Here is a 21,478-nt window from a genome sequence, read left to right as displayed (position 1 = left end):
ATCGAGCAACTGCAGCAAAGGAGGTGGGTCCCGTTCACGCAAGTCCAGAAAGGATGCCCGCCCAGCGCTGCCGGCTGCGGCCAGTTCACGGTGAGGGCGTCTGACACTCGACCGAAAGGCGCTCCCATGCCAGTAATCCGCCATGTTTCCCCGCACGAGAGACTAACCGCCAGACTCCGGGCAGCCGGCTGCGTGTTTGCCGAAGACGAGGCCCGCCTGCTGATCGACGCGGCCCCGACGCCGGAGGCGCTGGAACGGATGGCCGGCCGGAGGGTTGCCGGCCTTCCCCTTGAACACATTCTCGGTTGGGCGGAATTCTGCGGACTCCGCATCGCGGTCGACACCGGAGTCTTCGTGCCCCGTCGACGGACAGAGTTCCTCGTCCGGCAGGCCGCTGCGCTGCTGGACGCAAGCCGCCTGGCGCAGAGCGCCGGGCCGGTGCCCGTCGTTGTCGATCTCTGCTGCGGATCCGGCGCTGTCGGTGCGGCGCTTGCCGCCCTCGCCGGCCCCGCCGAGCTCCACTGCGCCGATATCGACCCCGCGGCCGTGGCCTGTGCGCGCACGAACGTCTTGCCCCAGGGCGGGGAGGTCCACGAAGGTGACCTCTATGCTCCGCTCCCGGCGGGCCTCCGGGGCCGCGTCCGGTTGCTGGCGGTCAACGCCCCCTACGTTCCCTCGGCAGACATCGAAACCATGCCACAGGAGGCGCGCGTCCACGAGCCGCGGGCCTGCCTCGACGGCGGCGCCGACGGGCTTCAGGTGCAGAGGCGGGTCGCCGCCGGCGCGCGGCAGTGGCTCGCGCCCGGCGGCCACGTGCTGATAGAGACCAGCCGCCGGCAGGCCGCACAGACGGCCGGAATCCTTCGCAGGCACGGACTGGCGGCCCGGGTGCTGCGCTCGGAGGAGCTGGGGGCCACGGTGGTGGCCGGCGCGCTGCTGCGCTCCGCCGGGCGGTAGCTGGCAGAGGCGACTACGGCGGCCCCTCAACAAACTCCTAGGGCAGTTTGTCCGGGTCCGCACTGGTGGCGGGGCCCGCCGGGGTGGCGCCGCCCTCGTCCGACCAGTCCTGGCCGTCCTTATCGCTGAGCGCCGGATCGGAACGCACGTCGGGGGCCACAGGCACGGACGTTCCCGGCGCGGTTGTTCCCTGCGTGGCCGCGGAGGTGCTCTCCTTGCTGGCGTCGCGGTGGACGGCCGAGCTGATGATCGTGCCTGCGCGCCGGGCGGCTTCACCGAGCTGCCCGGAAACCTCGGGGGCCTTTTCCTTGAGCGTCTCGGCGGCTACGGCCACCTTGTCCTGGACCGGCTTGCTCTGCCAGAGATCTGCCGACCTGGCCTTGAGCTTGTCATAGGCTGCGCGGCCTGACCGCGATCCCAGGACGTATCCTGCGGCCAGTCCGGTGGCGAAAAGAAATTTGCCCTTCATGCTGTGCTCCTGCTCCCTGACGTAGGTGGAAAGTAGATGTTGCTGAAAAGTTCCTGGACAGTGCGTGGCGGGGCCGGCTCTTGCGGCCCGCAGGCCACCCTGCTGTCAAAATATTGCAAAAAACCGGCCCCGGGAATAACCCAGGGCCGGTTTCCGGTCAGTCTCCGTGTTAGCGGGCTGAGCGCTTGCTGATCATGCCGTAAACGAGCAGGACGATGATCGCACCGCCGATGGCCAGCAGCCAGGTCGACAGCGAGAAGAACTCGTTGATGCCCACGCCGAAGAGTGCGCTGCCAATGAAGCCGCCGAGCAGGGCGCCGACGACGCCCAGGATGAGAGTGATGATGATGCCACCGCCCTGACGTCCCGGGAGGATGGCCTTAGCGATGGCTCCGGCGATGAGGCCCAGAATCAGAAATGCGAGAAAACCCATTTTTCGTTCCTTCTTCTTTCATAGAGGAGGCACCCGGATCGCCGGGTGCGCTACATCCTTCTGCCCTAATACTAATCATGCTTAGTATCAAAGAGCCACCCGGCTCCCTGCGGGTGTGTCCGGCGGGGTGCCAAAACCGCCCCCCCGCGCCCTACCACGCGTAGTCTTCCGGTGCCGTTCTGTGGCCCGGGAAAATCTCGTCGAGGCGCCTTAGCGCGTCGGCGTCGAGCTTCAATTTTTGCGCCCTGACGGAGGCTTCGAGCTGCTCAAGGGTACGCGGGCCGATGATCGGAGCGGTGACTGCCGGCTGGTGGAGCAGCCACGCGAGTGCCACGTCCGCGGGTTCCTGACCCAGTTCGGCGGAGAAGTCCTCGTATCGCCGAATCTGTTTCTGGTGCGACTTGAGCGCATCGAGGGCCCGGCCAGCGATGCGGCGGACGCCGTCGCCCTCCTTCTTCAGCACTCCGCCGAGCAGGCCGCCGTGCAACGGCGACCATGGCAGGATCCCCAGGCCATACTGCTGTGCGGCGGGGATGACTTCCAGTTCCACGTCCCGGGTCAGCAGGTTGTAAATCGACTGTTCGCTGACCAGCCCGTTGTAGTTGCGGCGGCCGGCGGTTTCCTGCGCCCGGGCGATGTGCCACCCGGCGAAGTTGCTGCTGCCGGAGTACAGGATCTTCCCTTGCTTGACGGCGACCTCGATAGCCTGCCAGATCTCATCCCAGGGCGTGTTCCGGTCCACGTGATGGAACTGGTACAGATCGATGTAGTCCGTCTGCAGCCGTTTCAGGCTGGCATCCAGCGCCCGGCGGATGTGCAGTGCCGAGAGCTTGGACTCGTTCGGCCTGTCCGTCATGGTGCCGAACAGCTTGGTGGCAAGCACCGTGCGCTCGCGGCGCTCGCCGCCTTGGGCGAACCAGCGGCCGAGGATTTCCTCCGTCCAGCCGCGGTGGCTCGACCCGCCATACACATTGGCCGTGTCGACGAAGTTGATGCCGGCGGCCTGCGCGGTGTCCAGGATGGCGAAGGCCTGCGTCTCCTCGGTCTGCGGGCCAAAGTTCATGGTGCCCAGGCAAAGGCGCGAGACTGTCAGGCCGGAGCGGCCCAGATGCGTATAGCGCATGAAGTTTTCCTCTCCGCCCTGGCCTCCTCTGCCCTGACGGGTTGCGGGTTTCTCCGGAGCGGAGCCGGCGGTGCGTGCCGTCCCGCTCCGGAGTCTGGCGTCAACGCTCCAGGCGGAACCCCAGCTTGATGGTGACCTGCCAGTCGGCGACCTGCCCGTTTTCAAGGTGCCCGCGGATCTCCTTGACTTCAAACCAGTCAAGGTTTCGGAGGGTCTTGGCGGCCTCGGCGATGCCGTTCCGGACGGCCGCATCGACGCCCTCGTTCGAGGTTCCGACAATTTCAGAAATGCTGTAAGTGTGATTAGACAACTTCGCTCCTCGTGATCGCCATCGATGCCCGGCTGTGGGCCGTTCCTGCAGACTAGCCGACCGAACCCGGCCGGACTAGGGGTTTCTGCCCGGAGTCCGGAACCCCGGGAGGCGGTCCCGGCAGCGGGCGTTTGGCCTGCCGGGGCGGGGCGTCTGCGCGCGGCCTGATCCGGCTCACCATCCAGGGCAGCATGTAGTGCGCCATCCAGGCCAGGTCACCGGCCCGGGTCTCCCGCCAGTTGCCCGGCGGCATCGGCTTGGGTTCCAGCGGGTGCAGGCGGTGTGGCACGCTGAGCGTGTCCAGGACCATGGCCGCAATGGTGTGGTGTCCGAGCGGCGAGAAGTGCAGGCGGTCCGGATCCCACATCCGCGGATCGCTCAGTTGCCGCAGGGCCCACAAATCAGCGATGACAACATCATGCCGGGCGGCGATGACCCGGATGTTCTCGTTGAATACAGCGACCTTCCCCCGGATGTGTCCGAACACGGCGGTCTCGCCCCAGTCCGGGCCGGTGAACAGGACCACCGTGGCCCCGGTGGCCGAGAGCGCCGCTACGGCGTCGTCCAGGGCCGCGGCCATCCGGTCCGGATCGCCGCGGTGGAACACGAGATCGTTCCCGCCAGCGGAGAGCGAGACGAGGTCGGGCTTCAGGTTCAGGGCCGGTTCGAGTTGCTGGTCGAGGATTTCGCGCAGCACCAGGCCGCTGATGGCAAGGTTTGCGTACCCGAATTCGCGGCGGCCCTCGCCGAGTTCCTCGGCAATGCGGTCCGCCCACCCCCGCATGCCCCCGGGGCTCAGCGGTTCCGGATCGCCGACGCCTGCCGTAAACGAGTCGCCCAAGGCGACATACCGGCTCCAGGGCCGCGAATGCGGGGCACCGGAGTGCCCGCGTGCGGAGCTCTGATCCCCTGAATGCCACGGCGCCGCGGCGGGGATGTTGACGCCGGTATGGCCGGCGTCCGGCTCGAGGAACCTGGCGGCGTTCACATCACCAGCAATACGCCGATATTCCATGCCTCGCTAGGTACTTATGCCCCTAGCGAGGCGGCGTGGGGGGCCTCGGCGGCCGCGCGAGTCAGTCCGCCACCCGGGAGGGCAAAATACTCGTGGGGGTATACTGTGGAGCCTGACGCATCGAACCGGAGGAACCCATGGAACTCGATCCCACCGACATGAAGCCCGTCATCAACCGGCTTCGCCGCGCCCAGGGGCAGCTCGCGGCAGTCACCAGGATGATCGAGGAGGGCCGTGACTGCAAAAGCGTCGTGACCCAGCTGGCGGCCGTGTCGAGCGCCCTGGACAAGGCGGGATTCTCCATCATTGCCACGGGCCTGCAACAGTGCATGCAGCAGGAAGACCCCAGCCTGGACCGGGCCGAACTCGAGAAACTCTTCCTCTCGCTCGCCTGACGCAGGACCTCTCGCTCGCCTGACGCAGGACCTCTCGCTCGCCTGGCGCAGGCCCGCGTCAGGCGGGGCCACCGGCCAGCACGAAGGTCTTCAGATCGTCGAGCGTCTGCTGCATGTGGGCGTCCATGGCGTCGCGGGCGCGGTGCGGGTCGCGGGAGGCCAGGGCGTCCGCGATGTTCTGGTGGTGCCCGATGGCGTGCTCCTGGATCTCCGGCACCTTGGAAGTTTCCGTCCGCCGTTTTTCCAGCACGCGGTGCAGCGGTTCGAACAACACGGCGACGAAGACGTTTTCCGAGGCCTGCAGGATCAGGTCGTGGAAGGCGAGGTCCTCCTCCACGAATGCCGCGAGATCATTCCTCTCGTGGGCCAGCCGCATCCGGTCGACGTGCGCGCGGAGGGCCTGGATGTCCGAATCCGACATCCGCCCGGCAGCCAGTTCGCAGGCGCCCGTCTCCAGCATCCGCCGGAGCTCAATGAGCTGGATGGCGGCCGAGGCGTCGTTTGTGCCCTCCGAGGCGGCCCGCAGCACGGCGTCCAGGGAGCCCCAGCGGTTCACCGGGTTCACGAACGTGCCCCGGCCGCGTTCCACGCTGAGAATCCGCTGGGCTTCAAGGGTTTTCATGGCCTCGCGCACGGTCATGCGGCTGACTTCGTGCCGGGAGCTGAGCTCCAGTTCGCCGGGGACGCTCGCGCCGGGCGGAAACTCGCCGCCAATAATCCGGTCCAGCAGTTCGTCGGCCACAACGCCGACCAGCGATTTCCTAGCCAATTCTCCCCGTCCAGCGACTTGTTGCCTGATGGCGTGCTCCCTGATGGCCAAGTCTACTTGCGCGTCGTTGTGCCATATGCCACACTAACATTCATATGCAAGATGTCTGACATCTTACATTTTGTCCCTGCTGCGGCTCGCGGAGAACTGCAGTTTTTCCACTGATAGATCCACACACAATGGAGTGCATAGTGCCCCTCGAAGCAGACGTGCTGGCCGCTTTCCCCGCGGAAGTACAGATCCCCGCCCGGCTGGTGGCAGACAGCGTGGCCGCCTCCTCCGAGGCATTTCCCCGAGTCCTGGTCGTACTCGACGACGACCCCACCGGCACCCAGTCCGTGGCGAACCTGCCGGTCCTCACCCGCTGGGAAGTGGCGGACTTTGCCTGGGCGTTCGCCTACGAAGTCGACGGCCAGCGCCAGCGCGCGGTCTACGTGCTGACCAACACCCGCAGCCTTGACCCTGCCGAGGCGGCTGCCCGCAACGAGGAGATCGTCCGCAACGCCCTCGCGGCCGCCGCGTCCGCTGAACCCGCGCTGCGGCTCAGCTTTGTCAGCCGGAGCGATTCCACCCTCCGCGGCCACTACCCGCTCGAGCCGGACGTCATCGCCGCCACCGTCACCGCCGTCAACGGCGAGGAGACGGACGGCGTCGTGATCGTTCCCGCGTTCCCCGACGCCGGCCGCGTGACGGTCGGCGGCGTGCACTTCACCCGCGGCACAGGCGAGGACGCCGGGCAACTCACTCCCGTGGCCGAGACCGAATTCGCCCGGGACGCCAGCTTCGGCTTCGCCAACTCGGAGATGGCCAAGTACGTCGAGGAGAAGTCGAACGGACGGTTCCCCGCGGACTCGGTGATCGTGCTGGATCTGGACATCATCCGGGCCTCCGCCGATCCGAAGATCTCCGCCAAGGCCATTGCCGATGCCATCGACGCCGCCACGGATTCGACTCCGATCGTGGCGGACATCGTCACCGAAAACGATCTGCGGGCCCTGGCCCTGGGCCTGGAAGAAGCGGAAAGCCGCGGCAAGAAGCTGCTCTACCGCGTTGGCCCGCCGTTTGTCCGGGCACGGATCGGCCAGGAAATCCGCGCCGAACTCAGCGGCGAGGAAGCCTATGCGGGCAACACCCCCTCGGAAGCCGGCGGCCTGATCGTGGTCGGCTCGCATGTCGGTGTCACCACCCGCCAGCTCAACGCCCTCACCGAGCAGCACAGCGCGGCCCGGATCGTGGAGATCGACGTCGAAAAGCTCCTCGGTGACAACGCGGGGGAGTACCTGGACGAAACCGTTGACACGGTGGTCGCTGCCCTCCGCGGCGGCGACGTGATCGTGCACACGAGCCGGCTCCTGATCAAGACCTCCGACGCCGCCGAAAGCCTGCGGATCGCCCGCACCGTCTCGGCCGCCGTCGTCGCCGTGGTCAACCGCACGCTGAAGACCTTCCCGCCCCGCTTCGTGATCGCCAAGGGCGGCATCACGTCCTCGGACGTGGCCGCACACGGACTGGAAATCCGGCACGCGATCGTCCGCGGGCCCATGCTGCCGGGCATCGTCAGCCTGTGGGAACCGGTGGACGGTCCGGCCAAGGGCATCCCGTACATCGTCTTCGCCGGCAACGTGGGCGACGACCAGTCCCTCGCCGATGTCACGCGCAAGCTCAGCAACACCTTCTGACCCCGCACGATCAACACCGCACGCCACAACACGTCATTCGATGGAGAACACCATGACCAGCAACTACACCATCACCGTCCTGGGCCTTGGCGCCATGGGCCTGCCCATGGCCACGCGCCTGGCCAGCGAGCTCACCGTCCACGGCTTCGACATCGCCGAGCCGCGCCTGAAGCTGGCCGAAGAGGCCGGCATCCGCACGTTCGCCTCCGCGCGGGAAGCCTCGGAAGGCGCCGACGCGCTGCTGCTGGCCGTGCGCAACGGTGAACAGCTCAACGATGTCCTCTTCGGCGAGAACGGCGTGGCCTCCGTGCTCAAGCCCGGCGCCGTCGTGATCCTGGGCAGCACCGTGGGCACCGAGGCCATCCCGGCCGCCGTCGGCCGACTGGCTGAATACGGCGTCGAACTGGTTGATGCTCCGCTTTCCGGCGGCCCCAAGCGTGCCGGCGAAGGCGACCTGCTGATCGTGGTGGGCGCATCGCCCGAGGCCCAGGAAAAGGCCCGCCCGGCCCTTGAGCTGCTGGCCTCCACCCTGACCGTGGTCGGCGACAAGCCCGGCGACGGCCAGGCCCTCAAGACCGTCAACCAGTTGCTGTGCGGCATCCACATCGCAGCCGCCGCCGAGGCAATGGCCCTGGCCGACGCCCTGGGCCTGGACCAGGCTAAGACCCTCGCCGCCCTCGAAGCCGGCGCGGCGGGCTCCTTCATGCTCTCCAACCGCGGCCCGCGCATCCTGGAGGCCTACACCGAGAACGGCGCCGAAGTCCTCAGCCGGCTGGACATCTTCGTCAAGGACATGGGGATCGTCGGCAAGGCCACCCGCGCAGCAGGCCTCGCCGCCCCGGTGGCCGCCGCCGCCGAGCAGCTCTACCTCCTCGGCCAGGCCCAGGGCCTCGCCGCCGCCGATGACTCCGCCGTCATCAAGGTCGTCGCGCCCACCAGGCGCACCGCCTAACCAGACTTTCCGCGCCCGACGACGGCGGTCCCCCCTCCGCCGTCGCCGGGTCCCACCCCGCCACTGTTCCCCACTTTTACCTCACGGTTGAATCGTCGGACGACATTCCTGTCAAAGGAGACACCTCTTCATGACCCCCCTGCTCAATTCCCTGATGGTGCGCGCCGCCGACGCGCCCGTCATCAAGCCGGCCGTGGAGCTGGGAACTCCGCTGCTGCTGACAATCGCGGCCGCCGGCGTCGCCCTGCTGCTGGTGATGATCATCCGCTTCAAGATCCAGGCCTTCGTGGCCCTGCTGACCGTCAGCATCCTGGTGGCCGTGGCCGCGCAGATCCCGCTCAAGGACGTCTTCACCGTGGTGGCCGCCGGGGTGGGAGGCACCATGGGCAAGGTCGCCCTCCTGATTGCGCTCGGCGCGATCCTGGGGCGGATGATCGAGGTCTCCGGCGGCGTCCAGTCCCTCGCCGACCACTTCACTGCCAAGCTCGGCGCCCGGCGGGTGGCTGTGGCCCTCACCGCAGTCGGCTTCCTGGTCGCGATTCCGGTGTTCTTCGAGGTCGGCATCATCGTCCTCGTGCCGGTCGTCTACGCCTTCGCCAAAATCGCGAACGTCCACCCGGTGAAGTTCGGCCTGCCCATGGCCGGCATCATGCTGGCCATCCACGTGGCCGTCCCCCCGCACCCGGGGATTGTCGCCGGTGCCGGCGTGCTCGGCGCCGACATCGGACTGATCGCCCTGATCTCGCTGACGATCTGCGTGCCCCTGGGCTTCCTGTCCTACTGGGTCGCATCCATCATGAACCGCAAGACCTACGAGCTGCTGCCAGCCGTCAAAACCCAGGTGGACGAGTTCGGCTCAGCAACCGTGGTCCGTGTTGGGCACGAGGGCCCGGGCAGCAAAGCCCTGGCCCCGCCCCGTCCGGGACTGATCATCTTCCTCATCGCCACCCCGATCGCGCTGATCCTCCTCGGCACCGTCGGCACCCTCGTGATCGACAAGAACGACTTCTGGTACGGCGTCGCGGCGTTCGTGGGCAACCCCGTCTTCGCCCTTCTGGTTGCCGTCGCCCTGTCCTTCTACCTGCTAGCCGTCCGCCGCCGGTGGTCGCTCGTGGAAACCGGCGAAATCTTCGAAGGCGCCCTGCCGCCGATCGCCTCCATCCTCCTGGTCGTCGCGGCAGGCGGCGTGTTCGGCAGCGTCCTGCAGGTGAGCGGAATCGGCAAGGCGCTCTCCGAATCCCTCGACACGCTCGGCGTTCCGCTGCTGCTGCTTGGCTTCATCATCTCCCTCGCGCTCCGCGCAGCCCAGGGCTCGGCCACGGTCGCGATCGTCACCACGGCCGGCCTGCTCTCCTCCGCCGTGGCCGGCGGCGGCTACACGCCGGCGCAGACCGCCGTGATCGTGATCGCCATCGGCTTCGGCGCCCTCGGCCTCTCGCACGTGACCGACGCCGGTTTCTGGGTGGTTGTGCGGTACTACGGGCTGACCGTCGCCGACGGCCTCAGGACCTGGACCGTGCTCACCACCGTGCTGGGACTGGCAGGTTTCGCCCTGACATTCGTCGCCTGGATGCTGGTGGGAGGACTGAGCGCCTGATGCGTACCCAACTCGACACCCTGGTGACCGGCGCCCTGCAGCAAGGCTCTGCCGTTCCGGCGTTCACCTGCTACGACTTCACCACCGCGCTAGCCGTGGTGGGGGCGGCCGAGGAATCCGGCCGGGGCGCCATCCTGCTGGTCGCGCCGAAGACCGCGGCAACGCCCAACGGGCTGCGGCTGATCGCCGCCCTGCGCGGACTCGCCGACGCAGCCTCCGTGCCGATTGCGGTGCAGCTGGATCATGCCACCGACCCGCAGGTGATCGCCGACGCCGTCAGCGCCGGGGCCGACTCGGTGCTGGTCGACGGGTCCTCGCTGCCGTACGAGGACAACATCGCCCTGGTCCGGAACGTCCGGGCCGCCTTGGCGGCGCAGGGCCGGGCCGACGTCGTTATTGAAGCAGAACTCGGCGGACTCGCCGGCGACGAGGACCGGGCCTTCGGGACCGACGCCGCGGATAGCGCAGGCAACGCCGCAGGCAACGTGGAGTCGGACGCCCCCGCCGGGCTCACCGACTCCGCCCAGGTGGAGGACTTCGTGGCCCGCACCGGGGCGCAGCTGCTCGCCGTGGCCGTGGGCAATGTCCATGGCAAGTACAAAGGCGAGCCCCGGCTGCGCTGGGACGTGCTGCAGGACATCGCCGTGCGGACCCGGATCCCGCTGGTCCTGCACGGTGCCTCCGGCATCCCGGCCGAGGAACTGGTCAAGGCCGCGGCGATGAACGTGGGCAAGGTCAACTTCAACACCGAGCTGCGCACCGGCGTCCTGGCGGTCCTTGAGGAACAGACCACAGCGCACCGGGCGGACGGCGAGAACCTCCAGGCGCTGCTGGGCCTGTGGAATCTCTCGGCCAGGACCTTCGCGGCCACCGCCCTGGCCACACTCTCGCGCTGACGCCCTGAACTGGCCCGCGACCGGCGCGCATCCGGGCCAAACTGCTCTGGCACTCATGGCGCCCCTCGCCGACAATGATGGCAACACAGCCTGCCTTCTCGAGGGGTGCCATGCTTGCGCAGCAGCGGCCAGCCGGCAGCCCGGCGCCGATGCCGGACCGCGACCCGGTGATCGATCTTGTCCGTTTCTTTTGCCTGGCATTGGTGGTGGTGGCCCACACCATGATGGTGAGTCCCGTGCTGCACCCGGACGGCACCGTGACCTCCGAAAACACCCTGGGCGATCAGCACTGGTTTGAACCGGTGGTGTGGGTCTTCCAGGTCATGCCGCTGTTCTTTGTGGCCGGCGGCATCACCGGGCTGCAGTCCTGGCGCCGGCTCCGCGCCAGGGGCGGCACCGCCTTCGATTTCATGCAGGGCCGCTTGTTGCGCCTGATCCGTCCGGCCGCCGTCCTGCTGGCGGTCATGTTCCTTGGCCTGTCGGCAGCCCGCCTCGCAGGGGTTGACCCCCAGGTCATCGAGCTGCTCACCAGCGGAGCCGGCATGCCGCTGTGGTTCCTTGCCGCCTACCTCGCCGCGCAACTTAACCTTCCCTGGCTGGCGGCGCTCCACGCCCGCGCGCCATGGCTGACCCTCGCCGGTCTCACCGCCCTGGTGGTGACAGTCGATTGCCTGCGGGGAGTGCTGCCGCTGCTGGCATACCTGAACATGGTGTTCCTGTGGTGCGCCGTGCAGCAGCTCGGATTCATCGTGGCAGATGGCCCGCGGCTGCTGCCGGGCCGGCCGGCGCACTTCGGCATCATGGTGGCCAGCAACATGCTGCTGGGGTTGCTGGTCCTGCTGGGGCTGTATTCCGGGAACATGCTGGTGAACCTCAATCCGCCCAATGTGACGCTGCTGCTCCTGGGCATCTCGCAGGCGGCCGCCCTCCAGCTCTTCCGGCCGGGGCTGTCCCGGATCGCGTCCACGGCCGGGGTGCGCCGGATGATGGGCGTGGCCGGCCGGCGGTCCATGACTGTCTATTTGTGGCATCTGCCGCTGCTGGCGGCAATGTCCGGGTTGCTGCTGCTGACGGATTTCCCCCAGCCGGCCGGAGGGAGCGCGGCCTGGTGGTGGGGGCGGCCCCTGGTGCTGACGGGAGTCATCGCGCTGCTGCTGCCGGTGGTGGCATTGTTTGGCAGGTTGGAGGAGCGTCCGACGGCGTCCGGACCGTCGCCGAGCCGGCCGGCGGCCGCCGTGCTGCTCGCCGCCGTCGCCGTTTTTGTCCCAGCAGTCAACGCTGCGCTCACCGGGCTCACGCCCGGGCTCCTCGGCGGGGGCGCCGCCTGCTTCGCGCTCGCCGTCGTGCTCCTGGGCCGGATTCCGGTTCGGCTCACAACGCCAGCTGACGGGCAGGGCGGATCGGAACCGCCATTGCCACGCCCGCCATTAAGTGCCAATGTCGAACCATGACGGAGAACTCGGCAACCACGGAAGATACCTTCGCCCCGGACGTCTCCACCACCCGGAACGACGAGCTGCACCGTTACGAACTCCGTGTCGGCGGCAAGCTTGCCGTCCAGGTGCGCTTCATCGACAGACCGGGGCATATCGACTTTATCCACACGGATACAGCAGAGCAGTTCCAGGGCCAAGGGCTCGCCAAAGTGCTGGCGCACTTCGCCCTCGATGACGTGGTTGCATCCGGCAAGCGGATCATCCCGAATTGCCCGTTCATGTACCGCTACCTGCGCAAACATGAGTCGTACCACCAGTATGTGGACTGGCCGGAACGGGTCCCCGAGGGAGCCTGAGCGCCTGGCCCGGGAAGCCGGAACGTCGCCGGCGGCCTGCCCGCTTGTGGGCCGGAGAACAACCTCGTAAAGTTTGACCAGAGTTATGCAGTTGGCTCTTGGACAGGTCACTTTGGAGTACCCCCATGAACCATAAACTGCGTGTGCTTGTCCGGGTGGACGTCGATCCCGCACAGGTCACCCTTGAAATTACCGGCTGCGTTACCCAGTCTGATTCAGCAGCCCTCCTGCATATCGTGCGCCGCGCCTGCCGCCTCGAACCGGGCGCCGTCGTGGTCATCGACCTCCATGGCGCCTCCCACCTGGACCCGGAAGTGCTGCTGGAGCTTCGGCGGATCGCGGATGCCGGACACCTGCCCTCTGCCGACCCCGTGTACCCCGCAGAGGCAGGGCCGCTCCGTTTCGCCCTGGACGAGCCGGCCGTGCTGCCAATCTGCCTCGTGCACGTCGGCGCCGACGCCGAAGTCCTCGCCGGACTCGACACCGACTACCGCCCGGCCCCCGTCGCCGTCGCCGGGAACGAATACAGCGAAGCAGCCGGACTGCTCGACGTCGGGCCCGGCTCCGGACCCGACTCCGGGCTGGCGGAGGCCAACAGCCCGCTGGCCGCGGAAACCGGAGGCGCCAACGACCTTGGCTCCATCAATGGGCTGGCGCTTTCGGAGTATTTCGAGGGAACGCTGGATCCTGTGGCCACGGTCCGGGCACTGTCCGACACCGCGCTGTGCCAGCTCGCCGACGCTCTCTACCGCCACCTCGACACCAGCACCCCGTCTTTCGGGGCGCACACCTGGTACGAGCTTGCGGCTGAAGAGCTTCAGAACCGCCACCTGCTCGATGGCGACGACCCGGCAGGGGACGAACTGGCGCAAGACACGGCCCTGGCCTGAGCCGGGACGAGACTAGGCTGTCGCTATGAACCCTCAAACAGCCTCTACACCCGGCAGCACCGCCCTGGTCACGGGCGCGACGGCAGGCCTTGGCGCCGAGTTCGCCCGCCAGCTTGCCGAACAGGGCCACCGCGTGGTGCTCGTGGCCCGCGACGCCGGCCGCCTCGCGGCCACGGCGGCGGAGCTGGAGAACAGCTACGGGACCGCGGCGGAGACAATCGCCGCGGACCTGACCGACGACGCCGGGATTGCGGCCGTCGTCGCGCGCCTCAGCGACCCGGACCGGCCGGTGGAGATTCTGGTCAACAACGCGGGAATCGGCCTGTTGCGACCCTTCGAGGACAACGACATTGCCGAGGAAAAGAAGCATCTGAAGCTCCATGTCGAAACCGCCATGGAGCTCAGCCATGCCGCCCTGCAGGGCATGCTCGGGCGACAGTCCGGCAGGATCATCAACGTCGCCAGCGTGGCGGCCTTCCTGCCCCGCGGCACGTACTCCGCGGCGAAGGCCTGGCTGCTGAGTTTCTCGCGCTCGGCCAACATGGCCTACGCGGCGCGCGGGGTGAAGGTCACCGCCGTGTGCCCCGGCTTCACCCACACCGAGTTCCACGACCGGATGGGGATGGACAAGACGGCGACGCCGCGCTGGATGTGGCTCGAGGCCCGGCAGGTGGTCAGCGAGGGACTGGCGGACAACGCCAAGGGCAAGGCGGTCTCGATCCCGAGCAAGCGCTACAAAGTCCTGACCTCGGTTTCGCGGGTGCTGCCCTCAAAGCTCGTCGCCGGGCCGGCGCGGCGCGCCAAGTAGCCGCCGGGCCGCGGCCACGGACAGTTCCTGGGCGGACAGGTCCGGCACGGACAGTTTCGGCAGGGCGGGGCCGGCACCGCGGTGTCGGCGGTGATCAGGGCGCAGCATCGGTGATGCGGACCGCCAGCATGCAGGTCGTGAGCCCCTCCAGGGTGTCCAGGCGGACGTTCAGCAGCCGCGACATCAGGGCCAGCCGCTTGCTGAGGGTATTCCGGTGGATATACAGCGCCTGGCAGACCCTGGATGGCTGGGCGTCGTGGTCGAGGTAGGCCCTGAGCGTGGGCAACAGCCGGCCGTTGTTGGCGCGGTCGTACTCCAGGAGCGGCGCGAGCAGATTCTCCGCAGCGGCGTGGGCGCCGCTGCCGGCCGTGGCCACCACCAGGGACTCGATGCTCATCGGGGCCGCGATGGTGGGTTCGCTGACCTGCCGGACCAGCCGCTGGGCATGGGCGAGGCCAAGCCTCAGCTCATCCACGCTGCGCAGTGGCCCCTTGATGACGAGGGGGAGCCCGGGAACGATCTGCCGGAGCGAGGCCAGCAGCCGTTCCGGAATCACTTGCCAGTCCGCCGCGGTGTCAGTCCTGGCCTGGGCGAGGGCGTAGATCGAGCCGCGATACGTGAAGACATGGGCATTGTTCAGGTGATCCTGCACGGCCAGCCGGATCCGCCATGCGTTCGGCAGCTGGGTCCTGTCCGGCTCGGCCGCCAGCAGGAATGTGGGGGCGTGCGGGTCCAGCCCCGTGGCACGGAAGGTCCGTGTCAGCTCTTTCAGTGCCACACCCTGCCAGTCCTCCAACTGGAGCATGAGCCGCTCCAGCTTCCCCTGGTGCGGGGCGCCGGCCTTGAATGCACTGTTTAGCTGCATCGCAAGAATGGAGGACGCCGGCCCGATCAGGGTTGCGAGCGGTTCCCCGGTGGTCCCGCCCCGTACCACCAGCTGAAAATGATCAGTGCCGCCGGTGGGGAGCGCGAAGCTGGACCCCGGGGCCCCGCGTCCATCCTGCCGGAGGTCCTCGGCCGTCCAGCGTGAACCGGCCGGCCAGCAGCTGACCAAGGCGCCGGTGGTGTCAAAGACCGCACATTGTCCGTCCGCCGCCGCGGCCACCTGCGCCAGCACGGCCCTGAGCGACCCGCCGGATCGCGCCGCCTTGGCGCACCTGTCGGCCAGCTCCCACGACTGCCGGGTCAGGGCAAACCGCTCGGCTTCCAGGACGCTCGTGACGAAGCGCTGCAGCTGGAGGGCCGGGACGACGCTGGGAACCTCCAACAGGGGAATCTGGTGGGCCTTGGCCGCCTCCACCAACGGCGTCGGAATCAGCCGGTGGGCTACTCCCGTCACGAATGCGATGGCGCAGACGGGGACGCCGGCCAACCGTTCGACATAGGCATCCCACGTCCGCTGGTCAAAGAAGTTGAAGCCGATCCCGTGGGTGATCAGCAGGCAGTTGGCACCCAGGAAGGGGGTGGGGTCCAGGAATTCCGCCGGCGCGCTGTAGCTGATGGACGTCGCCAGGCTCTTGGCCGTGGAAGGCGTGTGCAGCCTGAGCTGGAGTGAATCCTCCGCCAGGAGGTCCGAGACTCTCATCGTGCCCTCCCGGTGCGCCGCCGCCGTCCGAAGTCGGTGTGCATCGTGCACACTTGCTCTCTAAGTTAGTGGACATTTGCCCACTATGTAAGGGATGGGGCAGTCCCTACTGTTGAACGCATGAACAATGTTAATGTGGGCAGCGTCACAGCTGGCATCGAGATAAATTCGGACCTGGGCGAGGCCTTCGGGCTGCACAGCTTCGGCAATGACCGGGCGCTCATGGAAATCATTGACGTGGCCAACGTGGCCTGCGGTTTCCACGCCGGCGATCCGGACACCATGGAGGAAACCGTAGCCGCCGCCAAGGCACACGGCGTCCGGATCGGTGCGCACCCGGGCCTGCCGGATCTGACCGGCTTCGGGCGCCGCGAAATGAAACTGACTCCGGCCGAGGTCGAGTCCCTCATCCTGTACCAGACGGGTGCACTGGTGGGCTTCCTGAAGAAGGCCGGAGTGGAACTCAACCACATCAAACCCCACGGCTCCCTGTACGGGATGCTCTCGCGTGATCCGGAGCTGATGCGGTCCGCCGCGAAAGTCGCCGCACTGTACGGCGTCCCCATCTTCGGGCTTGCCGGCACCGCGCACGAAAGCGTCTGCGCGGAGATGGGGGTGCCGTTCATCGGCGAACTTTACGTGGACCTGAACTACAACCCCGCCGGCCAGCTGATCATCCAGCGCCGGCCTGAGGCCACGGACCCCGCCAGGGCCGCCGAACGCGTGCGCCGGGTCCTCGACGACGGTCTCGTGGAGACCTCCGACGGCTCGACCGTGGGCATCGACTTCACCAGCATCTGCGTCCACTCTGATGCCCCCAACTCGCCGGCCGTGGCGCAAGCCGTGCGGGCGGCCCTCGGCGAACGGCAGCCATGACCTGTCACGCACTGCCCACCCCACCGCAAACCGAAAGGCACACCATGTCACACCAAGTCACCTCGCCGCTTCCCGGAGTGTTCTACCGCAAGCCCGGCCCGGACAAGGATCCCTACGTGCAGGAAGGCGACGACGTCGAGGCGGGCCAGACGATCGGCGTCGTCGAAATCATGAAGCAGTTCAGCGAAGTCAAGACAGAAGTGGCCGGGAACCTGGTCAAGTTCGAGGTGTCGGATTCAGGCACGGTCAATCCGGGTGACGTGATTGCAGTGATAGAGGAAAAACCATGAAGAAACTGCTCATAGCCAACAGGGGTGAGATCGCAGTGCGGATTATCCGCACAGCACGCGAACTGGGGATTCGCACGGTGGTGGTGGCGAGCGAACCCGATGTCGACGGGCTGGCTGCCCGCCTGGCGGATGAATACGCGGTCATTGGTCCCGCCCCCGCCAGCCAAAGCTACCTGAACCACGGCGCCGTCCTGAAAGCGGCAATCGACTTCGGCTGCGACGCGGTGCACCCCGGCTACGGCTTCCTGTCCGAGAATGCGGCGTTCGCCCGGGCCGTCATGGAAGCCGGGCTCATTTGGGTGGGCCCGTCCCCGGAAGCCATCGAGCTGATGGGGGACAAGGCGCGGGCACGGCAGGCGGCTGAGGCCGCGGGCGTTCCCACCCTCCGCGGGACCCACGGGGAGGCCCCCACCGGCGACGCGTTGCTGGAGATCGCGGCCGAGATCGGCTACCCCCTGGTGGTCAAGGCGGCCGCAGGCGGCGGCGGGCGCGGAATCCGGCTCGTGACCCGCGCGGAAGACCTGGCCTCGACCGTCGACGTGGCGCAGGCCGAAGCTGCCGCCGCGTTTGGCAGTGCCGCCGTCTACCTGGAGAAGTTTGTGGAACGCGCCCGGCACGTTGAGGTCCAGGTCCTCGGGGACGGCACCAACGTCGTCCACCTCGGTGACCGGGACTGCTCCATGCAGCGGCGGCAGCAGAAAATCCTGGAGGAGGCTCCCGCCCCTGACCTGCCGGACGCCGTCCGCAAGCACATGCTGGATTCCTCGGTGGAGCTTGCCAGGCAGTGCCACTACAAGGGACTCGGCACTGTCGAATTCCTCTATGACGCGGTCAACCACGAAGTCTCCTTCATCGAGATGAACACCCGGCTCCAGGTGGAGCACCCCGTCACGGAGATGGTCACGGGCCTTGACCTGGTCCGGGAACAACTGCTGATCGCCGCCGGCGAGCCGCTTCGGATGCGCCAGGAAGACGTCGTCTTCCGCGGTCATGCCTTCGAGTTCCGGCTCAACGCCGAAGACCCGGCCAAGGGATTCATGCCCAGCCCCGGGCTGCTGGAACGCCTCGACTGGCCGGGCGGTCCCGGTGTCCGCATTGACTCCGGGTTCGTTGCCGGATCCACGGTGATGCCGTTCTACGACTCGCTCCTGGCGAAGATCATTGTCTGGGACGAAACCCGGGACGAGGCCATCGGGCGGTCCATCCGGGCGCTGGACGAGATCACGATCGAGGGCGTGTCGACCACCATCCCGCTGCTGAGCGCCGTGCTGCACCGGCCGGAACTGAAGTCGGTAGAGCATCACACCAAGTTCATCGAAACCTGCCCGGAGATCCTGGGGGACCTGTCATGAGCGACACCCTGAGCGCCGACTCGCTCAAAGGCACGGCACGCTACACCTGGGGCGGCGACGAGTTCCTGTTCGTGGAAATCTCCGAGGCCATGAGCCTGGCCGCGAACTTCAAATCCAACTCGATGGCCACCCGGCTCGGTGGCCGGGCGCTGGCCGGCGTGACCGAAATCTGCCCCGCCAACGCGTCCCTGCTGGTCCGCTTCGATCCTGACCTGCTGGACGCAGCGGACCTCGAATCCGCCATGCGGGAGATCGAAGTCGAAGTGGACAACGCCTCCCACCCCGTGCTGAACACCCGGCTGATCGAGATTCCGGTCTGGTACGACGATCCGTACACGCGGGAAACCGGTGCCCGGTTCCGCAGCGGTCACCAGCGGCCGGAGGGGACCGACCTGGACTTTGCGGCCGAGGTCAACGATCTCTCCGGTGCCGACGAGTTCATCAGGCGCCACCACAGCAGTCCATGGCTGGTCTCCATGGTCGGGTTTGTGGCCGGTCTGCCGTTCATGTTCCAGATGGTGCCGCGCGAGCAACAGCTGGAGGTGCCGAAGTACCTGAGCCCGCGCACGGATACGCCTCCGCTCACCGTCGGTCACGGCGGCTGCTTCGCCTGCATCTATTCCGTCCGCGGGGCCGGCGGCTATCAGATGTTCGGCATCGCGGCGGCTCCGATCTTCGACCCGGCGCAGTCCCTGGCCGATTTCAAGGACTTCATGGTCTTCTTCAAACCCGGCGACATCGTCAAGTTCCGCCCCGTCGCTGAGGACGAATACAAGAGCATCAAGGAACAGGTGGACGCGGGAACCTTCGTCTACAAGCAGGTGCCGGTCACCTTCGATCTGGCCGAGGCCCTCGGCGACCCCGAGAGCTACAACACCAAGCTATTGGAGAACCTCAATGACTCTTGAGATCTTGGAACCAGGCCTCTCAACGACGGTCCAGGACCGGGGAAGATTCGGCCACTACAACGTGGGAATTCCACAAGGCGGCTCCATGGACCAGCTCTCCGCGGAGATCGTCAACGCCCTGGTGGGCAACACCGCCGAGGAAGCGGTGCTCGAATGCACGTATCTGGGCCCGAAATTCCGCACCTCCGCGCCCGCGGTGATCGCCGTGGGTGGCGCGCCGGTGGAAGTGAAAGTCAACGGAGCCACCGCCCCGCAATGGGAGGCCATTGAACTGGCCGCCGGGGACGAGGTCTCGTTCGGATTCCTCCAGGGCGGCACCCGGTACTACGTGGCAGTCCGGGGCGGCATTGACGTGCCGCTGGTGCTCGGGAGCCGTTCCACGTACGCCCTTGGTGCCTTGGGCGGCTATCAGGGCCGCAAGCTCGCCGCCGGGGACCAGGTCCCTGTGGGCGATGCGGCATCCGGGGAGGTCCTGGGCGCGATCGCCCCGGAGCTGCGGCCGGCATTCCCGGCCGAAACGGAGATCCGGGTCCTTCTGGGCCTCTACGACCACCGGCTGACTGCGGCCGGACTGGCGACCCTGCTGGAGTCGACCTGGACGCTCACTCCGGTGGCCGACAGGACGGGCCTGCGCTACAGCGGGCCGGAGGTCGAATGGAAGGAACGGGAGCAGCCCTTCGGTGCCGGTTCCGATCCCTCCAACATCGTCGACGCCGGATATGCGGTGGGTTCCATCCAGATCCCCGGCGGCAAAGAACCGATCGTCCTGCACCGCGACGCTGTGTCCGGGGGAGGCTACGCCATGGTCGCAACCGTCATCAGCGCGGATATGGACTCACTTGCCCGCAGCGCACCGGGGACCAAGACGCGTTTCGTCGCGGTGAGCATGGAGGAAGCCGTCGCTGCCCGTTCGGAAGGGAAGGCCCTCCGCCGTTCCATCTGGGGATAACCAACGCACCCACAGCCCCGTGGCGCCCGCCCCAGGCTGCACAATTGCATCACTACAACACCAGAGGTGTCACTTTGTCGTACTCAAATTTAGTAATGCCCGCCGACCAGCGGGTCGGCAAATGGTCGCTGACCATGGCCTGGTGGGCCCTGTTCTCGGCTATGTTCTGGATCTACGTGGCAGTGGCCTCGGCCGGGGCCGTCGGGGTGCCCAACACCATCATCGGCATGGTCCTCACAATCGCCACGTACGGGATCATCAACCTGGTGCTCTCGCGCTACGCGGCCCGCACCGGCCTGACGGTGAGTGTCTTCTCCCGGACCCTGTTCGGACTGCTTGGATCGGCGCTCGCGTCACTGATCTTTGCGGCCACGGCCATCTACTACGCCGTCTTTGAGGGTTCCATCATCGCCGTCGCCTTCCACGAATATTTCGGCGGCGAACTCGTGCTCTGGTACGCCGCGGTGGTGGTCTACGCCGTCCCCTTGGCAGTCGGCGGTGTCCAGCACTGGCTGGACCGGCTCAATGGGTTCCTGCTCCCGTTCTACTTCGCCGGGCTCGTCGCAGTGGTCATCGCCGCGACCCTGATTCAGGGCGTGCCCACCAACTGGATCGGCGAGGCGGCTGCAAGCTCGGCACTGCCGGGCTGGCTGACGTCCTACCTGATCTACATGGGCGTCTACATCATGATGATGTACACCTTCGACTATGCCCGGATGGGCAAACGCCAGGACCGCAAATTCCTCGGCAGCGTCACGTTCGGCTGGGTGTTCTATGCCTTCACGTTCGGGCTGAACGGCCTGGTCGGCATCTACATCATGAGTGCGTGGGGCCTGGAGGCGTCCGAGACGGGCGTGGTCACGGCGTTCATATCTTCGCTGGGTGTCTGGGGGCTGCTCGTCATTTTCATCTCGCAGACCCGCATCAATACGGCCAACTACTTCCTCGCGTCGACGAACCTCTCGGCCTTCGCCCACCGGGTGTTCGGCCTCAACCTGCCACGGTATGTCTGGGTGATTGTCTCCGGAGTGCTGGCGTTCCTGCTGATGCTCACGGACGTGTTGAGCTACCTGCTGAAGGCGCTCGCCTGGCAGGGCGTCTTCGTCACGGCCTGGGTGGCGATCGCGCTGACGTACATCGCCGTGAACTGGAAAGAGGAGCGGTACTTCCCGGAAGTCCGGCCGGGCCGGCTGAAGCCGGTCACGGCCGGAGCCATCGCGTGGGTGGTTGCCTCCGCCACGGGCATCATTTTGACAGAGCAGACGGCGCTGCCCGTGGTCTCGCAGCTCACTCCGATGATCACCATGGCGCTCGCCGCCGGCTTGTACTATGCCGCATACAAGCTCTCCCCGCCCCCGGTCATGGACGGACAAAGGGACCTCTCGCCCGAGGAACATGCCGAGCTGCTGGCGGCCGAGCCGCAGTAGCCCGAT

23 protein-coding genes are annotated in these 21,478 nt (G+C 67.2%); 16 read left to right on the top strand and 7 right to left on the bottom strand.

The window, feature by feature from the left end:
• The first annotated feature begins 126 nt into the window (after positions 1–126).
• Positions 127–957: a putative protein N(5)-glutamine methyltransferase gene (locus AC1DXI_RS04685; protein ID WP_476937647.1), complete on the top strand. Its 831-nt coding sequence runs from the start codon at positions 127–129 to the stop codon at positions 955–957.
• A gap of 37 nt (positions 958–994) precedes the next feature.
• Here AC1DXI_RS04685 and AC1DXI_RS04680 read toward each other — a convergent pair whose 3' ends face one another.
• The 5 genes from AC1DXI_RS04680 to AC1DXI_RS04660 form a co-directional block, all read right to left on the bottom strand.
• Complete coding sequence (locus AC1DXI_RS04680; protein WP_476937646.1) at positions 995–1,426, bottom strand: hypothetical protein; 432 nt, start codon at positions 1,424–1,426, stop codon at positions 995–997.
• 169 nt (positions 1,427–1,595) lie between these two features.
• Positions 1,596–1,859 (bottom strand): GlsB/YeaQ/YmgE family stress response membrane protein, encoded by a 264-nt coding sequence (locus tag AC1DXI_RS04675; protein WP_018774889.1) that lies wholly within the window; start codon positions 1,857–1,859, stop codon positions 1,596–1,598.
• A 151-nt stretch (positions 1,860–2,010) separates the two neighbouring features.
• Positions 2,011–2,982 carry an aldo/keto reductase gene (locus tag AC1DXI_RS04670; RefSeq protein ID WP_476937645.1) on the bottom strand — a complete coding sequence of 324 codons (972 nt, stop codon included), beginning with the start codon at positions 2,980–2,982 and terminating at the stop codon, positions 2,011–2,013.
• A gap of 100 nt (positions 2,983–3,082) precedes the next feature.
• Entirely contained in the window at positions 3,083–3,292 is a 210-nt protein-coding gene (locus tag AC1DXI_RS04665; RefSeq protein ID WP_011690139.1) for a dodecin, read from the bottom strand.
• A gap of 52 nt (positions 3,293–3,344) precedes the next feature.
• Positions 3,345–4,307 carry an SGNH/GDSL hydrolase family protein gene (locus AC1DXI_RS04660; RefSeq protein WP_476937644.1) on the bottom strand — a complete coding sequence of 321 codons (963 nt, stop codon included), beginning with the start codon at positions 4,305–4,307 and terminating at the stop codon, positions 3,345–3,347.
• A 137-nt stretch (positions 4,308–4,444) separates the two neighbouring features.
• On the opposite strand from AC1DXI_RS04660, the gene AC1DXI_RS04655 reads away from it, so the two are divergent.
• Positions 4,445–4,702 carry a metal-sensitive transcriptional regulator gene (locus AC1DXI_RS04655; RefSeq protein ID WP_018774886.1) on the top strand — a complete coding sequence of 86 codons (258 nt, stop codon included), beginning with the start codon at positions 4,445–4,447 and terminating at the stop codon, positions 4,700–4,702.
• 58 nt (positions 4,703–4,760) lie between these two features.
• Here the strand turns inward: AC1DXI_RS04655 and AC1DXI_RS04650 are convergent, their stop codons facing one another.
• Positions 4,761–5,471 carry a FadR/GntR family transcriptional regulator gene (locus tag AC1DXI_RS04650; protein ID WP_476937643.1) on the bottom strand — a complete coding sequence of 237 codons (711 nt, stop codon included), beginning with the start codon at positions 5,469–5,471 and terminating at the stop codon, positions 4,761–4,763.
• 191 nt (positions 5,472–5,662) lie between these two features.
• Between AC1DXI_RS04650 and AC1DXI_RS04645 the strand changes: the two genes are divergently transcribed.
• The 8 genes from AC1DXI_RS04645 to AC1DXI_RS04610 all read left to right on the top strand — a co-directional run bounded on the left by AC1DXI_RS04645 (position 5,663) and on the right by AC1DXI_RS04610 (position 14,085).
• Positions 5,663–7,150 carry a four-carbon acid sugar kinase family protein gene (locus AC1DXI_RS04645; RefSeq protein WP_476937642.1) on the top strand — a complete coding sequence of 496 codons (1,488 nt, stop codon included), beginning with the start codon at positions 5,663–5,665 and terminating at the stop codon, positions 7,148–7,150.
• 52 nt (positions 7,151–7,202) lie between these two features.
• On the top strand, positions 7,203–8,102 hold the full coding sequence (locus tag AC1DXI_RS04640; RefSeq protein WP_476937641.1) for an NAD(P)-dependent oxidoreductase: 900 nt from the start codon (positions 7,203–7,205) through the stop codon (positions 8,100–8,102).
• Between the two features lie 130 nt (positions 8,103–8,232).
• The gene (locus tag AC1DXI_RS04635) at positions 8,233–9,699 is read left to right on the top strand and encodes a GntP family transporter (RefSeq protein WP_018774882.1); all 1,467 of its coding nucleotides are present in this window, start codon (positions 8,233–8,235) and stop codon (positions 9,697–9,699) included.
• Complete coding sequence (locus AC1DXI_RS04630) at positions 9,699–10,595, top strand: class II fructose-bisphosphate aldolase (RefSeq protein WP_476937640.1); 897 nt, start codon at positions 9,699–9,701, stop codon at positions 10,593–10,595. The genes AC1DXI_RS04635 and AC1DXI_RS04630 overlap by 1 nt, the downstream gene beginning before the upstream one ends.
• Positions 10,596–10,705: 110 nt before the next feature.
• Complete coding sequence (locus tag AC1DXI_RS04625) at positions 10,706–12,046, top strand: acyltransferase family protein (protein ID WP_476937639.1); 1,341 nt, start codon at positions 10,706–10,708, stop codon at positions 12,044–12,046.
• Positions 12,043–12,387 (top strand): GNAT family N-acetyltransferase, encoded by a 345-nt coding sequence (locus AC1DXI_RS04620; protein WP_018774879.1) that lies wholly within the window; start codon positions 12,043–12,045, stop codon positions 12,385–12,387. The genes AC1DXI_RS04625 and AC1DXI_RS04620 overlap by 4 nt, the downstream gene beginning before the upstream one ends.
• Positions 12,388–12,512: 125 nt before the next feature.
• Complete coding sequence (locus AC1DXI_RS04615) at positions 12,513–13,277, top strand: hypothetical protein (RefSeq protein WP_476937638.1); 765 nt, start codon at positions 12,513–12,515, stop codon at positions 13,275–13,277.
• A 25-nt stretch (positions 13,278–13,302) separates the two neighbouring features.
• On the top strand, positions 13,303–14,085 hold the full coding sequence (locus AC1DXI_RS04610; protein ID WP_476937637.1) for an SDR family NAD(P)-dependent oxidoreductase: 783 nt from the start codon (positions 13,303–13,305) through the stop codon (positions 14,083–14,085).
• A gap of 94 nt (positions 14,086–14,179) precedes the next feature.
• On the opposite strand, the gene AC1DXI_RS04605 is transcribed toward AC1DXI_RS04610, so the two are convergent.
• Positions 14,180–15,670 (bottom strand): helix-turn-helix domain-containing protein, encoded by a 1,491-nt coding sequence (locus AC1DXI_RS04605; protein WP_476937636.1) that lies wholly within the window; start codon positions 15,668–15,670, stop codon positions 14,180–14,182.
• A 120-nt stretch (positions 15,671–15,790) separates the two neighbouring features.
• Here AC1DXI_RS04605 and pxpA point away from each other — a divergent pair, with 120 nt between their 5' ends.
• The 6 genes from pxpA (at position 15,791) to AC1DXI_RS04575 (ending at position 21,472) form a co-directional block, all read left to right on the top strand.
• The gene (pxpA, locus tag AC1DXI_RS04600) at positions 15,791–16,546 is read left to right on the top strand and encodes a 5-oxoprolinase subunit PxpA (RefSeq protein ID WP_476937635.1); all 756 of its coding nucleotides are present in this window, start codon (positions 15,791–15,793) and stop codon (positions 16,544–16,546) included.
• A gap of 44 nt (positions 16,547–16,590) precedes the next feature.
• A complete protein-coding gene (locus AC1DXI_RS04595) occupies positions 16,591–16,836 on the top strand; it encodes an acetyl-CoA carboxylase (RefSeq protein WP_018774875.1) in 246 nt (81 codons plus the stop codon).
• Entirely contained in the window at positions 16,833–18,188 is a 1,356-nt protein-coding gene (locus AC1DXI_RS04590; protein WP_476937634.1) for an acetyl-CoA carboxylase biotin carboxylase subunit, read from the top strand. The genes AC1DXI_RS04595 and AC1DXI_RS04590 overlap by 4 nt, the downstream gene beginning before the upstream one ends.
• Positions 18,185–19,096 carry a 5-oxoprolinase subunit B family protein gene (locus AC1DXI_RS04585; protein ID WP_476937633.1) on the top strand — a complete coding sequence of 304 codons (912 nt, stop codon included), beginning with the start codon at positions 18,185–18,187 and terminating at the stop codon, positions 19,094–19,096. The genes AC1DXI_RS04590 and AC1DXI_RS04585 overlap by 4 nt, the downstream gene beginning before the upstream one ends.
• Positions 19,086–20,045, top strand: a complete 960-nt coding sequence (locus AC1DXI_RS04580; RefSeq protein ID WP_476937632.1) for a 5-oxoprolinase subunit C family protein — start codon at positions 19,086–19,088, stop codon at positions 20,043–20,045. Before AC1DXI_RS04585 ends, AC1DXI_RS04580 begins: the two co-directional genes overlap by 11 nt.
• A gap of 95 nt (positions 20,046–20,140) precedes the next feature.
• Complete coding sequence (locus AC1DXI_RS04575) at positions 20,141–21,472, top strand: purine-cytosine permease family protein (protein WP_476937631.1); 1,332 nt, start codon at positions 20,141–20,143, stop codon at positions 21,470–21,472.
• Positions 21,473–21,478 lie beyond the last annotated feature (6 nt).

It is taken from the genome of Arthrobacter sp. P1_H7 (genome assembly GCF_056405215.1).
Note: the sequence above shows the minus strand (reverse complement) of the source record. Positions and strands in the feature narration are given on the sequence as shown.

Coding starts and splice junctions, on each gene's coding strand:
- AC1DXI_RS04685 (WP_476937647.1), top strand. CDS start 127: ATGCCAGTAATCCGCCATGTTTCCCCGCACGAGAGACTAACCGCCAGA.
- AC1DXI_RS04680 (WP_476937646.1), bottom strand. CDS start 1,426: ATGAAGGGCAAATTTCTTTTCGCCACCGGACTGGCCGCAGGATACGTC.
- AC1DXI_RS04675 (WP_018774889.1), bottom strand. CDS start 1,859: ATGGGTTTTCTCGCATTTCTGATTCTGGGCCTCATCGCCGGAGCCATC.
- AC1DXI_RS04670 (WP_476937645.1), bottom strand. CDS start 2,982: ATGCGCTATACGCATCTGGGCCGCTCCGGCCTGACAGTCTCGCGCCTT.
- AC1DXI_RS04660 (WP_476937644.1), bottom strand. CDS start 4,307: ATGGAATATCGGCGTATTGCTGGTGATGTGAACGCCGCCAGGTTCCTC.
- AC1DXI_RS04655 (WP_018774886.1), top strand. CDS start 4,445: ATGGAACTCGATCCCACCGACATGAAGCCCGTCATCAACCGGCTTCGC.
- AC1DXI_RS04640 (WP_476937641.1), top strand. CDS start 7,203: ATGACCAGCAACTACACCATCACCGTCCTGGGCCTTGGCGCCATGGGC.
- AC1DXI_RS04635 (WP_018774882.1), top strand. CDS start 8,233: ATGACCCCCCTGCTCAATTCCCTGATGGTGCGCGCCGCCGACGCGCCC.
- AC1DXI_RS04630 (WP_476937640.1), top strand. CDS start 9,699: ATGCGTACCCAACTCGACACCCTGGTGACCGGCGCCCTGCAGCAAGGC.
- AC1DXI_RS04625 (WP_476937639.1), top strand. CDS start 10,706: ATGCTTGCGCAGCAGCGGCCAGCCGGCAGCCCGGCGCCGATGCCGGAC.
- AC1DXI_RS04620 (WP_018774879.1), top strand. CDS start 12,043: ATGACGGAGAACTCGGCAACCACGGAAGATACCTTCGCCCCGGACGTC.
- AC1DXI_RS04615 (WP_476937638.1), top strand. CDS start 12,513: ATGAACCATAAACTGCGTGTGCTTGTCCGGGTGGACGTCGATCCCGCA.
- AC1DXI_RS04610 (WP_476937637.1), top strand. CDS start 13,303: ATGAACCCTCAAACAGCCTCTACACCCGGCAGCACCGCCCTGGTCACG.
- AC1DXI_RS04605 (WP_476937636.1), bottom strand. CDS start 15,670: ATGAGAGTCTCGGACCTCCTGGCGGAGGATTCACTCCAGCTCAGGCTG.
- pxpA (WP_476937635.1), top strand. CDS start 15,791: ATGAACAATGTTAATGTGGGCAGCGTCACAGCTGGCATCGAGATAAAT.
- AC1DXI_RS04595 (WP_018774875.1), top strand. CDS start 16,591: ATGTCACACCAAGTCACCTCGCCGCTTCCCGGAGTGTTCTACCGCAAG.
- AC1DXI_RS04590 (WP_476937634.1), top strand. CDS start 16,833: ATGAAGAAACTGCTCATAGCCAACAGGGGTGAGATCGCAGTGCGGATT.
- AC1DXI_RS04585 (WP_476937633.1), top strand. CDS start 18,185: ATGAGCGACACCCTGAGCGCCGACTCGCTCAAAGGCACGGCACGCTAC.
- AC1DXI_RS04580 (WP_476937632.1), top strand. CDS start 19,086: ATGACTCTTGAGATCTTGGAACCAGGCCTCTCAACGACGGTCCAGGAC.
- AC1DXI_RS04575 (WP_476937631.1), top strand. CDS start 20,141: ATGCCCGCCGACCAGCGGGTCGGCAAATGGTCGCTGACCATGGCCTGG.